We start from the raw sequence: 13,236 nt of genomic DNA, 5'->3' as shown, positions 1-13,236 counted from the left end.
TTTTTGTTACTCGCTAACAAACGCTCACCGCAGGCGACCGCTGGCGTGGGCAAGCATGGTGTAGACCTTGCCGGTATCCGACGTGAGATAGGTCTGCGCCATGATGTTGTCGCGGTCGTTGCGCGACACATCCTTGAGCAGCTTCTCGAAATCATCGCAGTAGCGGTCGACGGCGGCGCGGAACTCGGCCTCGGCCTGGTACTTGCGGCGGATCTCGTCGAAGGTCTGCTGACCCTTCAGCGTGTAGAGGCGGCGCGTGAACACGTCGCGCTCGCCGCGGCGATAGCGGTTCCACAGCTCGATCGAGGCGTCATGGTCGATGGCGCGCGCGATGTCGACGGAGAGGGAGTTGAGCGACTCCATGACATGCAGCGGCGTGCGCTGGGCGGGTGCCGCGCGCGGTGCTTCGACCGGCGCCGCCGGCTTCAGGTCCTCGCCACGCGAAGCGTTGGTCAAGAGATCGCGCACCCAGCCGCCCTGAGGCGAGCGGCCGTTCGGATCGCGGCGCGGCGCCTCCGTGGGGCGCTCGAGATCGAGCGTGCCGCGCAGCGTCGTCTCGCCGAGCGGCGCCTGGGGTGCCGGGCGTACCGGCTGAGGCTGCTGCGGCTCCTGCGGCCGGCGCAGCGGCTCGGCGGGGCGGGCAGGCGCCTGCGGCGCAGGGCGCAGGGCGCGCGGCTCGCCGGTCTCGCTGCTGCCGCTGCGGCCCGATTTCGCAACGATGTCAGACAGTTCCTTGAGCGCGTTGATCTGCTCGGCGACGGCGCGGCGGATGGCCGAGGTCGATTCCTTGGCTTCCTCGGGCATTTCGATGACACCCTTCTTGAGCTCGGCGCGGGTGAGATCCAGTTCGCTCTTGATGGAGCCTGCGGTGCGCCGCATCTCCTCGGTGGCGTCGGCGAAGCGCCGCGTGGCCGAATCGACGACGTCGGCGATAGCCGTGCGGATCTTCTCCGCCGATTCCATCGTGCGGCCCTCGGCGTTCTGCATCGTCTGGCCGACGAGGCTCTCGAAGGAGCGCATCACCTTCTCGAGATCCTCCGACTTCTTGACCAGGCCGACGGCGAGGTCCTCTAGCGAGGACTGGCGTTCCAACGTGTGCTCGAGATTGCTCTGCGCGGAGCTGAGCAGATCCGAGGCGCTGGACAGCAGGCGGCTGTGCTCGTCGAACTTGGTCGCGATCGAGGCGACCTCGCGCAGCGTCGCTGACGACAGATCGGTGAGCCGCGTCGTGTTGGAATCGACGAGACGCGCCGAGCTGGCGAAGGTCTGGGCCGCCTTTTCCGTGGTCGTGGCGAAGCTCTGCGTGCTGCCGGCGAGGCGCTGCTCGACCTGGCCGAGGTTGACGGCCGCCTGGTCGATCAGCTGGCCGAGCTGCGCGCTCGAGGTGGTCATGCGACCGATGAGGTCGGCAACGCTGTCGGCCAGCGTCGAGCGCGCGCCCTCGACGGCCGAAAGCGTCTCGGCCGTGCGGTTGGCAAGCGCGTTGACGAGGGCGGCGTTTTCGCTGCGCAGCTTCTCGGTCGCCCGTTCGGTGACCTCTTCCATGCTCTTTTGCAGTTCGGACCCGCCCTGGGCGAAGCGCTCGACCAGGGGACGCGCCGTCTCGTCGAGGATCCTCGACATTTCGGCGGAGCGTGCCGCCAGCATCGTGTTGAGCTCGCGAGTGTTGGCGCCGATGGTCTTTGCCGCCTCGTTGGTGCTCTGGCCGATATGCTGGCCGACCGCCGTGAAGGTTTCGGCGATGACGTTGGCGCGCGAGATCAGCTGCGCCTCGGCGCTGGAGACCTGCTCGTTGAGCTTCTGGCCCATCGTCTCGGTGCTGTAGGCGAGGCGGTTCTCGACGCTCGCCACCTGCTCCTCGACGCGGGTCGCGGCAGCGGCGGCGCTCGAAGCCAGCCGCTCGTCGGCGCCGGCAAGCGCCTGCTCGATCTCGCGGGCGTGAACGGCAAGTTCCTGGCCGGTCTGCCGGGCACGGTCGGCGACACGCTGCTCGGTGGCGGCGAAAGCACCGACAATGGTGTCGGCATGCTCGCCGATGGTCGAGGTGCTGCTGGCGATGCGCGATACCAGGCGGTCGTCGGCATCGTCGAAGATGCGGGCAATTTCGGACGCCCGCGACGACAGCGCTTCCGAACCCTCGGCAATGCGCGAAACCAAATGCTGGTCGGCGGCATCGAAGATACGGCCGAGATCGGAGGCGCGCGCGGCCAGCGCTTCGGCCGACTCGCTGATGCGCTGGCTCAGCCGCTCGTCGGCGCCCTCGAAGTTGCGCAGGATGTCGCCGGCGCGCGCCGCCAGCGACTGCGCCGTCTCGACGGCGCGGGCGACCAACTTCTGGTCTGCTGCGTCGAACGTGCCGGCGATCTCGCTGGCGCGAGCGGCCAGCTTGTCGGCGGTTTCCTCGGCGCGAGCCATCAGCGAATTGGACGCATCGTCGGCGCGGGCCATCAGCATGCTGGACGTGTCCTGCGCCCGCTCGTGCAGGCGGCGGTCCGCCGCCTCGAAAGCGTTGGCGATGTCTTCGGCCCTGGCAAGGAGCGCTGCCGAAGTCTGCTCGGCGCGTTCGGCGATCTTGCGGTCGGCGTCGCTGAAGGCAGCACCCGCCTGCTCGTGCAGCGTGCTGGTGATTTCCATGACCTTGTCGCGCAGCGCGCCGGCAACGAAGACGGCGGTCTTTTCGAGAACGCCGCGGACATTGTCGACGCCGGTCGAGAGCGCACGCTCCATGGTGCCGGCGCGTTCTTCGATGACGCCGGTCTGCCGGCTAAACGCCTGCTCGATCTTCTCGACATCGGCAGCGATCGCGGCCGAGATGTCGCTGCTTTTGGCGGCGATCTGGTCGATGTGGCCCGACACCGAACGGTCGACGTCCTTGCGCGCCTCGGCGAGCTTGGCGAGATCGTCCTCCAGGGCGCGGGCCAGCATGTCGCGGCCTTCGGAAAGCTTGCCGACATGGCCGGCAATGACGTTGTCGATCTCCGAGCGGCTTTCCGCCAACTTCTGCAGGTCGGCTTCGAGGGCGCGCTTGAGGATATCGCGACCCTCGGCGAGTTTTTCCACCTGGCCGGAGACCAGCCCATCGATGCCAGCGCGGCTCTCGGCGAGCTTTGCAAGGTCGGCCTCGAGGGCACGGGTGAGGACATCGCGGCCTTCCGCGAGCTTCTCGACCTGAGCGGCAACGAGGCCGTCGATCGATGCGCGACTTTCGGCGAGCTTGGCGAGGTCCGCTTCCAGGGCACGCTTAAGGATGTCACGGCCCTCGGCGAGCTTCTCGACCTGGCCGGCGACCAGCCCGTCGATGCTGGAACGGCTTTCGGCCAGCTTGGCGAGATCGTCTTCCAGGGCTTTGGAGAGCGTCGCGCGGTCCTGGACCAGCCTGTCGGCGTGGGTCTGCATGAGGCCGCTGGCATTGGCCATATCGGCATCGAGGGCGCGCGAGAGCTCTGAGCGATGGTCGGCGATCTTCTGCGAATGATCGACGACGGCGCCCTGGATGGTGTTGAGGTCGGCTTCCAGGGCGCGCTTCAAGATATCGCGGCCCTCGGCGAGCTTCTCGACCTGGCCGGCGACGAGGCCGTCGATGCTGGAGCGGCTCTCGGCCAGCTTGGCGAGATCGTCCTCGAGCGACTTCGACAGCACGGCGCGGTCCTGGACCAGCCTGTTCTGGTGGTCGGAGATTGCCCCGCTCACGCTCTGAAGGTCGTCTTCGAGTGCCTTCGACAATGCCGCGCGGTCCTGGACAAGCCTGTTCTGGTGGTCGGAGATGGCTCCGCCGACGGTCTGCAGGTCGGCCTCCAGGGCCTTCGACAGTTGCGCGCGTTCTTCCTGTACCTTCTCCGAGTGTCCCGCAATGGCACCCCTGATGGTGTTGATGTCGGCTTCCAGGGCGCGCTTCAAGATATCGCGGCCTTCGGCGAGCTTCTCGACCTGGCCGGCGACGAGGCCGTCGATCGAGGCGCGGCTTTCGGCGAGCTTGGCGAGGTCGGCTTCCAGCGTCTGCGACAGCAGGCTGCGGTCCTCTGCGAGCTTGCCGGCATGACTGTCGATCAGGCTGCGGATGCCGCTGAGGTCGCCCTCCAGCGCGCGGCTGAGCTCGCCGCGGTCCTCGGCAAGCTTCGTCGAGTGGGTCTCGATCAGGTTCCTGATGCCGAGGATGTCGGTCTCGAGCGCCTTGGCGAGCACGGCGCGGCCCTCGGCGATCTTCTCGACCTGGCCGGCGACGAGGCCGTCGATCGAGGCGCGGCTGTCCGCCAGCTTGCCGAGATCGGCTTCCAGCGCGCGCGCCAAAATGTTGCGGCCCTCGGCCAGCTTGCCGACATGGCCAGCGACCATTTCGTCAATCAACGTACGGGCTTGCACGAGTTTGCCGGAGTCCTCGTTCAACGCTTGGGCGAGGCGGTTGCGACCTTCTTCGAGCTGTTCAAGGTGGCTGCCCAGAGAAGCGTCGATGGCAGCGCGCGACTCGTTTACCTTGCGCAGATCCTCTTCCAGCGCGCGCGAGATCAGGTTGCGGCCTTCGGCGAGCTTCTGCACCTGGTTGGTGACGGCGGTATCGATTTCGGCGCGGCCTTCGGCAAACTTCGCCAGATCCTCCTGCATGGCGGCTGCCATGCGATCGCGGCTTTCGGAAAGCATGCGGCTGTGGTTCTCGACCGCTTCCTCGATGCCGACGCGGGCATCGGCGAGCCGCTGGATGTCGGCGTCGAAGGAACGCGACACGACATGGCGCGCGGCCTCCATGCGGCCGGCGAAATCGGTGGCGCGGGCTTCGAGCATGGACGAGGTCGACGAGACGATGTCTGCCATGTCGGCGCCGATCTGGGTCTTGCCCTGATCGATCATTGCCGACAACGTGTCCTTGCTCTCGGCGAAGGTGTTGGCGATCTCGCGTGCGCGTTCGACCAGAGTCTCGTTGATCTGGCGGGCGCGGGCCTCGAGCGCCGCGTTGAGCTTCTGCGTTCCGGTGTCGAGTGCCTCGGCGCGGGTCTGGAACTCGCTGATCAGCGCCTGGCCGCGTTCGGCCAGCGTCCGCTCGATGCCGTTGAGGCTGGCTTCGAACTCGGAATTCAGCGTGCGGGCGGCACCGCCGAGCAGCGAAACCATGCCGTTGGTGCGGTCGTCGAGCAGGTCGGTCAGCGAGCGGGTGAGGCCGTCCGTGGTGTCGGTCAGCTTGGCGATGCGGGTGTCGAGCAGGCTGGCGAAGGCCTCGCCCGAGGTCGACAGGCGGTCGGTGATCGTATCGAGCCGGGTTTCCACCGAATCGAAGATCGACATCGAGCTCTCGTTGATGCGATCGATCAGCGTGTCGCCGGAATTGTTGATCGTCATCGACAGCTTGGTCGAGGCGTTGAGGATCGAGTCGCGGATGATGTCGCTCGCGGCGCCGATCTCGTCGCGCAGCGTTTCGTGCGCGCCGTGGATCGAAGCCCGCACGCGCTCGGCATGGCTCACGACCGCCTCGCGCTCGCTGCCGAGGCCATCGACCAGCGAGCGGATGCGGGCCTCGTTCTCGGAATAGGAGCGCTCGATCTGACTGACTTCGCTGTGGACGAGCGTTTCGAGCTCGACCGCGCGCGCCAAAGTGCGCTCGATGCCTTCGCCCATGGCCGCCACCTCGCGGCGGACGGCCTGGCCGATCATCATGACGCGGTCCTGGGCAAGGTTTTCCGGCTCGGCGAGGCGGAAGGCCACCTCGGTCATCGATTGCGCGGCAATGCGCATTTCCTGGGCGCGCCGGATCATGGCGGCGAAGGCCCAGAACAGGATGACCGGGACGATCGCGGCGACCGCCAGGCCGATCAGCTCGGGGCGGGCGAAGAACTGGTCGAGGGTGCGGATCGTCCAGATGCTCGGGCCGAACAGGAGGTTGGCGAGGCCGCCGGCGCCAGCGATCCAGGCCAGCGAGATGAACGCTATCACCCAGTAGACGGTGCTCGACGCGCGCCGGTTGAGGCTATGCAAGAGCGTCCGGTAATCCTTCTGGCGGTCGTCGTTGGCCGGCGTGAACCCGGCAGGAGCGGGCGTGAAACCGGCCGGCTGCGAGCCGCGCGATTCGAGCGGGCGCAGTTCCGCCGGCTTTGCCTGGGGCGCCGCTTTCGCCGCCTGGGGTTCATTTGCCGGTTCGATTCTCTGGCTGCGGCCTTCGCGCGCCAATTCGTCTGCGGCCGCCGATATCTGGGCCTCGAGATCCTCCATCGACGCCGCCATGTCGAGCCCGCCTTCGTCGCCGCCAAGGTCAAGGTCAAGCGCCTTTTCCAGCTCCGCGGCCACGTCGCTCTCGAGAGATTTGGTCGTCGTCGGTTTCTTAGCCATGCCTTCGCTACCCTGTACTAGCTGCCGCGGGACTTATGATTTTGGCCTGAATCTGGCTTGTCTGGTCCCAGACAGGAGGCTGAAAATGGACGTTCGTATCGTAATGACACACGGGGGTAAAGAAAACATGCATTCCGGGCGATACGTAAAACTTTAAATATAAGGTTAACGGAAGCGTGAGTTGGCCGCCTCCGTGACAACATTTTTCCCCGCTACCCGTTAACCCGATGGCGACGCGGGTCGCCTATTTTTTTGGCGGTCGGCCGCCCTATAGGAGTTGCAGTGCGTATGCGTGGCGAAAGTGGAATCGCGTTTTCCATGCCCGGCGGCGACGTGTCGGGAACGGCAGGGTCGCGGCCTGTGGATATGGCCCATCTGGCGCGGCAGACGATGGATGATCGCGCGCTCGAACAGGAAGTGCTGGCGCTGTTCGTGCAGCAGGCGCTTTCGGTGCGCGACAAGATCCTCGATGCCGATGCCAGGGAACGGGTGCTCCTGGCACACGGCCTCAAGGGCTCGGCGCGCGGCATCGGTGCCTTTGCGGTTGCCGAATGCGCCGCAGCGATCGAAAGGCAGCCCGAGGATGCCCGCATCCTGGAGAAGCTTGGCGTGCTGATCGAGGAAGTGCGGGACTTCATCGCCGCCATCAGCCGCTAGTCTCTCCAGGGGATACCTTCCGAAAAACGTCATTTCGTGGCGCTTTCGCGCCGCAGTTGACTTGTCCAGCGGAGTGATTATTTCCGCTGCGACTCCTCAGGTGACCAATGACCAAGCTGACTTTCATCGCCAATGACGGCACTGAATTCGACGTGGATGCCGAAAACGGCTCGACCGTCATGGAAAATGCGATCCGCAATGCGGTGCCCGGCATCGAGGCCGAATGCGGCGGCGCCTGCGCTTGCGCGACGTGCCATGTCTATGTGGACGAAGCGTGGACGGCCGAGGTCGGTGAGCCGGAAGCGATGGAAGAGGACATGCTGGACTTCGCCTACGATGTCCGGCCGAACTCGCGCCTGTCCTGCCAGATCAAGGTGCGCGACGCGCTCGACGGCCTGGTCGTGCGCGTTCCCGAACGCCAGGGCTAACCCGGCTCTCCATTTGCCAATTTGCCCCGTGGCAGCTTGGCAGCGGGCCAATGCTCATGCAGTGTCCCCTCCATTTCCCAAAACGGGGCGGAACTGATGACGGACACGATCAAGACGGACGTACTTATTGTCGGGGCAGGGCCGATCGGCCTGTTCGCCGTATTCGAGCTCGGCCTCTTCGACATGAAGTGCCATCTCATCGACATTCTCGACCGTCCCGGCGGGCAATGCGCCGAGCTCTATCCGGAAAAGCCGATCTACGACATTCCCGGCTGGCCCATGATCACGGCGCAGGGTCTGGTCGACAAGCTGCTCGAGCAGATCCACCCGTTCAAGCCGGACTTCACCTTCAACCGCATGGTCTCCAGCCTCGAGAAGCTCGAGGACGGCACGTTCCGCGTCACCACCGACGAGGGCGAGGTGTTCGAGGCCAAGGTAGTGGTGATCGCCGCCGGCGGCGGCTCTTTCCAGCCCAAGCGCCCGCCGATCCCGGGCATCGAGGAGTATGAGGGTAGAAGCGTCTTCTATTCCGTCCGGCGCATGGAGGAATTCCGCGGCCACGACCTCGTCATTGTCGGCGGCGGCGATTCGGCGCTCGACTGGACGCTCAACCTGCAGCCGATCGCCAAAAGCGTCACGCTCGTGCACAGGCGCCCGGAATTCCGGGCGGCGCCCGACAGCGTCAACAAGATGTACGCCATGCAGGAGATGAAGCAGCTGCAGTTCCTGGTCGGTCAGGTCGGCGGGCTCACCGGCGCCGGCGGACAGCTCTCATCCGCAACCATCAAGGGCGGCCCCGACGGCGACGTCGAGGTGCCTTGCACCCGCATGTTGCCGTTCTTCGGCCTCACCATGAAGCTCGGGCCGATCGCCGAATGGGGTCTGAACCTGCACGAGAACCTGATCCCGGTCGACACCGAGAAATTCCAGTCGTCGGTCCCCGGCATCTTCGCCGTCGGCGACATCAACTGGTATCCCGGCAAGCTGAAGCTGATCCTTTCGGGCTTCCATGAGGTGGCCCTGATGGCGCAGGCCGCAAAACGCATCGTCAGCCCCGGCGAGCGCATCGTCTTCCAGTACACGACGTCGTCGACCAGCCTGCAGAAGAAGCTCGGCGTCCACGACTAACCCTGCTGAGAGTAGTACCCGCCCTATTATTCCGCCATGGCCGGCGCCGTGTGCTCGGCCTGACCGCGCAGCGGCTTTTCCGGCATCAGCGCCAGCGTAATCAGCGCCAGAATTAGCGTGATGCCGGCGGTGAGGAAGATCATCACGAACGGCGTCGCCGAAGTGAGCTCGACGTGGGTGAGCGAGCCTTCCGCAGCGAGCGGCAGGCCGAAGCCCAGCGCAACGGCGCCGAGCATGGCGACGCCGAGCGCGCCGCCCAGCGAGCGCAGGAAGGTCAGCACCCCGGTCGCGACACCGAGATGCGCCCGATCGACGGCATTCTGGACCGAGACGGTGCTGACCGGGTACGTTGTTCCGCTGCCGAGGCCGATGAGGGTCGTCAGGACCTCGACTTCGAGCAGCGAGGCATGTCCCGCAATGGCGCTGAGCACGCCGATGCAGACGATCGCCAGAATGATGCCGACCATGGCGATGCGCTTGTAGTGGACAAAGTGCGGGATCATGCGCCCGCTGAAGGTGGCGCCCGCAACGGTGCCGAGGAGCAGCCCAAGCATGGCGGTACCGGATTCGCTGACCGAGAGCCCGACGACAGACTGCAGATAGACCGGCAGGTAGACCGAGGCGCCAATGTTTGCCGCCTGCAGCAGGAACATCGACAGCGTGCCGGCGAGCACGATCGGGTTGGCCAGCACTTCGAGCGAGATTAGCGGCTCGGAGGCTTTTAGCAGCCGCGCCGCGAACAGCGCCCAGAACAAGATCGAGCAGGCGACCAGCCCCAGGATTTCCGGCGAGACCCAGGGATAGGTGCTGCCGCCCCAGTTGAGCGCCAGTAAGAACAGCGCCGTCGCAATCACCAAAAGCACGGCGCCCAGTCCGTCGATGCGGTGGTGCTTTGCCGCGATCGGCAGCTTCTTCAGCGGGTTGTTGATGATGGCCATCGCCAGGAAGCCGAGCGGCAGGTTGATCCAGAAGATCAGCGACCAATGCAGATGCTCGGCAAACGTGCCGCCGAGCAGCGGCCCGGCAACGCTGGCGACCGCCCAGGTGCCGGCAATCCAGGCCGCATAGCGGGCGCGCTCGCGCGGCGGCACCAGGTCGCCGATGACCGTCTGGGCGAGCGCGAACAGGCCGCCGCCGCCCGCTCCCTGGATCGCCCGGCCGATGACCAGCACCAGCATGTTGGGGGCCAGCGCGCTGACCAGCGATCCCAGGAGAAAGATCAGCACGGCAGCGTAGATCACCGGCCGGCGGCCGTAGACATCGGAAATCTTGCCGTAGAGCGGCGCCATCGCGGTGGCCGTCAGCAGATAGCCGGTGACGATCCAAGGCAGGTATTCGGCATGGCCGAGGGCGCGCGCGATCGTCGGCAGGGCAGGGGCAACGATGGTCTGGTCAAGCGCAGCCAGAAGCATCGACAGCAGCACGCCGCCGATGATGGCGTTCTTCTCGCTCTCGCTTATCCGCGGCGAGGTCGTTGTTCCCATCGTCGTGCGGTCGTCGACCGTCTGGTCCATGCGGCATTCTTTCAAACAAAAAAGGCTGGTGCGCGGTCCGCAAGAGGGCGGTCCGGTGTCTTCCGCCTGTCATTTGTGTCTTGTCTTCCAAGCCCGCCAGACGGCGAACCCGATATATGTCGTGCGATATAGGCCGTCTTCGAGCACCGGCTGATAGTTTTTCGAATCTGGCACTACGTTTCCGCGGGGATTGGCCCTCGCAGGCACTGCCCCGCCATCGGTCAAGTCGGTGGCAACCGCCCGCTTTGGATGCGTTCCATCCGATAGCGCAGAAGCCGGATGATGCGGCTTTCGAAGTTGACGCCTTCGACGCGGTCGAACTGCACCTGGGCGAGGTCATGCTTGGCGAGGATGGCTGTCGAAATCTCGGCGGCCTTAGCCTTCGCGGCTTCGCAGGTCTTCTGCGGATAAGTTGCCTTAAGCGCGTCCTCGAGCTCGCGCGCATGGTTCTTGGCGATCTCGACATGGCGCTCCTCGTGGCGCTTGATGTCCGCCGACAGCGTATCCCAGAACAGCCTGACTTCCGGATCGGCCTTGCGCGGACGCCGCCATTCCGGAAGGATCACCTTGACCTTCAGGGTCACCTGCGCGTTCGCGATCCGGCAGGAGTTCGCCGTCTGCGCGTAGCTGACGCGGGTGGTGAAAGCCATCTGCGTGGCGCCTGGATGCCTGGACCCCGTGCTCTTCACCTCGGGTCCGTTTTTCGTCAGCTGTTTTTCGATATCATCGAGCGTGCGGCCATTGACGCTGAAATAGCTGTAGGTCTTCACCAGATTCGTCGCGCCGGCCGGCGCGACGGAAAGCGAAAGCATCAGGGCACAGAGCAGGGACCGGTTCATCATGTTGCCTCTTCACGCACCTTGCTTTACGGCCCTTGCCGGCGCAACGAAATTGATTTCCCGCAAATCACGCATGGTTGATGGACAATGACGGTAAGGCGATGGCAACTCGCGCATGGACGCCATCTCGATCTCGGCCCCAAAGCCGTCGTCGTAGGCATCCTCAACGTCACGCCGGACAGTTTTTCCGATGGCGGGCTGTTCATCGCGCCGGACAAGGCAATAGCCCAGGCGCGCCGGATGGTCAAAGAGGGGGCGGCCATCATCGATATCGGCGGGGAATCGACGCGGCCGGGCTTTGCCCCGATCACGGCCGAAGAAGAGCAGGCACGAGTGCTGCCGGTCATCGAGGCGCTCGCGGCATCGGGCGAGGCGCTGATTTCGGTCGACACCTATCGCGAGGATACCGCGAGGCGAGCGGTCGCCGTCGGCGCCCACATCGTCAACGATGTCTGGGGCTTGCAGCGCGAGCCCGGCATCTCGCGTGTCGCCGCCGAAACCGGCGCCGGCCTCATCATCATGCATACAGGACGCGAGCGGCAAAAACTGCCGGACGTGATCGAGGACCAGTTTCTCTTCCTCGAGAGATCGCTGGAGATCGCGCGCGCTGGCGGTGTTGTGGACGGCCAGATCGTGCTCGATCCCGGCTTCGGCTTCGCCAAGGAGACGACGGAGGAAAACCTCGACCTGATGGCGCGGTTTTCCGAACTCCTGGCGCTCGGCTTTCCGCTGATGGCGGGGACGTCGCGAAAGCGTTTCATCGGCGGCGTCACGGGGCGCGAGCCGGCCGAGCGGGCGGTCGGCACCGCGGCCACCAGCGTCATCCTGCGGCTCAAAGGGGCCGATCTTTTTCGCGTCCACGATGTCGCAATCAACGTGGATGCGCTGGCGGTGGCCGATGCTATGCTGGCGCGAGAAACCCTGTCTCCCGGACACTGACCATGTATGTCATTCGCATGAAGAACTGCGCCTTCTTTGCCCGGCACGGCGTGCTGGACGAGGAGGAGACGCTTGGCCAGCGTTTCTATGTCGACGCCGAACTGACCGTCGAGCCCAGCCGCCCGCTGGAAGAGGATTCCATCGAGGACACCGTCAATTACGGCGTCGCCTTCGCGGTGATCGAGAAGATCGTCACCGGGCAGCGCCGTTTCCTGATCGAGGCGTTGGCGCTGGAGGTGGCGAAGGCGCTGGCGGCGCGGTTCCCGCAGATCAGGAAGGCCGAGATCACGGTGCGCAAGCCGAACGCCCCGGTGCCGGGCGTGCTCGATCATGTCGAGGTGACCGTTGTCTGGCCCCAATAGCGTCGTCTATCTCAGTCTCGGCGGCAATCTCGGCGACCCGGCGAAATCCATGGCCGCGGCACTGCGCATGCTGGACGGCGAGGACAAGACGCGGGTCACCGCAGTCTCCTCGCTCTACCGCACGCCACCCTGGGGCAAGCTTGACCAGCCGCATTTTCTGAACGCTGCGGCCGCGATCGAAACGGCGCTGTCGCCACACGACCTGCTTGATCTCTGCCTGGACGTCGAAAGGCGCCTCAAGCGGGTGCGCGAGGAGCGCTGGGGACCGCGGCTGATCGACATCGACATACTGGTGTTCGGCGACCGGGTGATTCACGAGACCGGCCTCGAGGTGCCGCATCCGCGCATGCTGGAGCGGGCCTTCGTGCTGGCGCCGCTGGCCGAGATCGCGCCCGACCTCGTTGTCGGCGGCAAAAGCGTGTCGGAGCGGCTCGGCGCCGTCGATGCGTCGGGGATCGAGCGCCTGCCTTCCGGCCGGGAATGGTGGCTCGGTTAGCCGCCGGACTCAGCCGGAGAAACCGCCGGCGTCGAGAAATGTCTTTTCTTCGGCCGTCGTCTCGCGGCCGAGCATTTTGTTTCGATGCGGAAAGCGGCCGAAGCGCTGGATGATCTCCAGATGCTCATTGGCGTATTTGAGGTAGTCCGGCGCCCGGGCTGCGGTTAGCTCCACTGACCGCTGCTGATCCGCGAGCAATTCGGAATGTTCGAAGGGCAGATAAAGGAAGACGCGCAGGGTCCCGTCGAGCGCCAGGTCATGGCCGGCGGCGATCGCCCGGTCGGCGAAATGCCTGGCCAGCGGATCGGTCGCGTACATATGTGCGGTGCCGCGGAAGCAATTGCGCGGAAACTGGTCGAGCAGGATCATCAGCGCCAGCGATGCTTCGGCATGCACGTTCCAGTCGTCGCATTCGCGCCGCGCCACGGCATAGTGCAGGTCGAGGAAGCGATTGCGAAAATCCGTGTCGAACGCATCGTTCTTCTCGAACCAGGCATCCTCGCCGACGTCGCGCCAGAATTTGGTGACGGAAAGCGCCCGCGCGTCGAATTCTGCCATGCG

At 65.4% G+C, this 13,236-nt stretch carries 10 protein-coding genes; 6 read left to right on the top strand and 4 right to left on the bottom strand.

All coding sequences use genetic code 11. The features are described 5' to 3' along the window. Positions 1 to 24: 24 nt before the first annotated feature. The gene (locus RFN28_RS05205) at positions 25 to 6,312 is read right to left on the bottom strand and encodes a kinesin (RefSeq protein ID WP_320286302.1); all 6,288 of its coding nucleotides are present in this window, start codon (positions 6,310 to 6,312) and stop codon (positions 25 to 27) included. A gap of 288 nt (positions 6,313 to 6,600) precedes the next feature. On the opposite strand from RFN28_RS05205, the gene RFN28_RS05200 reads away from it, so the two are divergent. The 3 genes from RFN28_RS05200 to RFN28_RS05190 all read left to right on the top strand — a co-directional run bounded on the left by RFN28_RS05200 (position 6,601) and on the right by RFN28_RS05190 (position 8,525). Then, positions 6,601 to 6,969 (top strand): Hpt domain-containing protein, encoded by a 369-nt coding sequence (locus RFN28_RS05200; RefSeq protein ID WP_320286301.1) that lies wholly within the window; start codon positions 6,601 to 6,603, stop codon positions 6,967 to 6,969. A 107-nt stretch (positions 6,970 to 7,076) separates the two neighbouring features. Further along, positions 7,077 to 7,397 (top strand): 2Fe-2S iron-sulfur cluster-binding protein, encoded by a 321-nt coding sequence (locus tag RFN28_RS05195; RefSeq protein ID WP_320286300.1) that lies wholly within the window; start codon positions 7,077 to 7,079, stop codon positions 7,395 to 7,397. A 96-nt stretch (positions 7,398 to 7,493) separates the two neighbouring features. Further along, positions 7,494 to 8,525 carry an NAD(P)/FAD-dependent oxidoreductase gene (locus tag RFN28_RS05190; RefSeq protein ID WP_320286299.1) on the top strand — a complete coding sequence of 344 codons (1,032 nt, stop codon included), beginning with the start codon at positions 7,494 to 7,496 and terminating at the stop codon, positions 8,523 to 8,525. 26 nt (positions 8,526 to 8,551) lie between these two features. On the opposite strand, the gene RFN28_RS05185 is transcribed toward RFN28_RS05190, so the two are convergent. Beyond that, complete coding sequence (locus RFN28_RS05185) at positions 8,552 to 10,039, bottom strand: MDR family MFS transporter (RefSeq protein WP_320286298.1); 1,488 nt, start codon at positions 10,037 to 10,039, stop codon at positions 8,552 to 8,554. Positions 10,040 to 10,260: 221 nt separating this feature from the next. Then, positions 10,261 to 10,881 (bottom strand): DUF922 domain-containing Zn-dependent protease, encoded by a 621-nt coding sequence (locus RFN28_RS05180; RefSeq protein WP_320286297.1) that lies wholly within the window; start codon positions 10,879 to 10,881, stop codon positions 10,261 to 10,263. Positions 10,882 to 10,965: 84 nt separating this feature from the next. Between RFN28_RS05180 and folP the strand changes: the two genes are divergently transcribed. The 3 genes from folP to folK are packed head-to-tail and all read left to right on the top strand — an operon-like array spanning position 10,966 to position 12,675. Beyond that, complete coding sequence (gene folP, locus RFN28_RS05175; protein ID WP_320286296.1) at positions 10,966 to 11,817, top strand: dihydropteroate synthase; 852 nt, start codon at positions 10,966 to 10,968, stop codon at positions 11,815 to 11,817. 2 nt (positions 11,818 to 11,819) lie between these two features. Beyond that, positions 11,820 to 12,179 carry a dihydroneopterin aldolase gene (gene folB, locus RFN28_RS05170; RefSeq protein WP_040972244.1) on the top strand — a complete coding sequence of 120 codons (360 nt, stop codon included), beginning with the start codon at positions 11,820 to 11,822 and terminating at the stop codon, positions 12,177 to 12,179. Next, complete coding sequence (gene folK / locus RFN28_RS05165) at positions 12,163 to 12,675, top strand: 2-amino-4-hydroxy-6-hydroxymethyldihydropteridine diphosphokinase (protein WP_320286295.1); 513 nt, start codon at positions 12,163 to 12,165, stop codon at positions 12,673 to 12,675. The genes folB and folK overlap by 17 nt, the downstream gene beginning before the upstream one ends. A gap of 9 nt (positions 12,676 to 12,684) precedes the next feature. Here folK and RFN28_RS05160 read toward each other — a convergent pair whose 3' ends face one another. Next, on the bottom strand, positions 12,685 to 13,233 hold the full coding sequence (locus RFN28_RS05160) for a DUF924 family protein (protein ID WP_320286294.1): 549 nt from the start codon (positions 13,231 to 13,233) through the stop codon (positions 12,685 to 12,687). Positions 13,234 to 13,236: the final 3 nt, after the last annotated feature.

It is taken from the genome of Mesorhizobium album, from assembly GCF_033977205.1.
Lineage (GTDB): Bacteria > Pseudomonadota > Alphaproteobacteria > Rhizobiales > Rhizobiaceae > Mesorhizobium > Mesorhizobium album.
The sequence above is the reverse complement of the archived record's forward strand: the minus strand, read 5'-3'. Positions and strand labels throughout refer to the sequence as shown.

Bases quoted from the DNA above. Each gene is read 5' to 3' on its own strand.
- RFN28_RS05205 (WP_320286302.1), bottom strand. From the start codon at position 6,312: ATGGCTAAGAAACCGACGACGACCAAATCTCTCGAGAGCGACGTGGCC.
- RFN28_RS05200 (WP_320286301.1), top strand. From the start codon at position 6,601: ATGCGTGGCGAAAGTGGAATCGCGTTTTCCATGCCCGGCGGCGACGTG.
- RFN28_RS05195 (WP_320286300.1), top strand. From the start codon at position 7,077: ATGACCAAGCTGACTTTCATCGCCAATGACGGCACTGAATTCGACGTG.
- RFN28_RS05190 (WP_320286299.1), top strand. From the start codon at position 7,494: ATGACGGACACGATCAAGACGGACGTACTTATTGTCGGGGCAGGGCCG.
- RFN28_RS05185 (WP_320286298.1), bottom strand. From the start codon at position 10,039: ATGGACCAGACGGTCGACGACCGCACGACGATGGGAACAACGACCTCG.
- RFN28_RS05180 (WP_320286297.1), bottom strand. From the start codon at position 10,881: ATGATGAACCGGTCCCTGCTCTGTGCCCTGATGCTTTCGCTTTCCGTC.
- folP (WP_320286296.1), top strand. From the start codon at position 10,966: ATGACGGTAAGGCGATGGCAACTCGCGCATGGACGCCATCTCGATCTC.
- folB (WP_040972244.1), top strand. From the start codon at position 11,820: ATGTATGTCATTCGCATGAAGAACTGCGCCTTCTTTGCCCGGCACGGC.
- RFN28_RS05160 (WP_320286294.1), bottom strand. From the start codon at position 13,233: ATGGCAGAATTCGACGCGCGGGCGCTTTCCGTCACCAAATTCTGGCGC.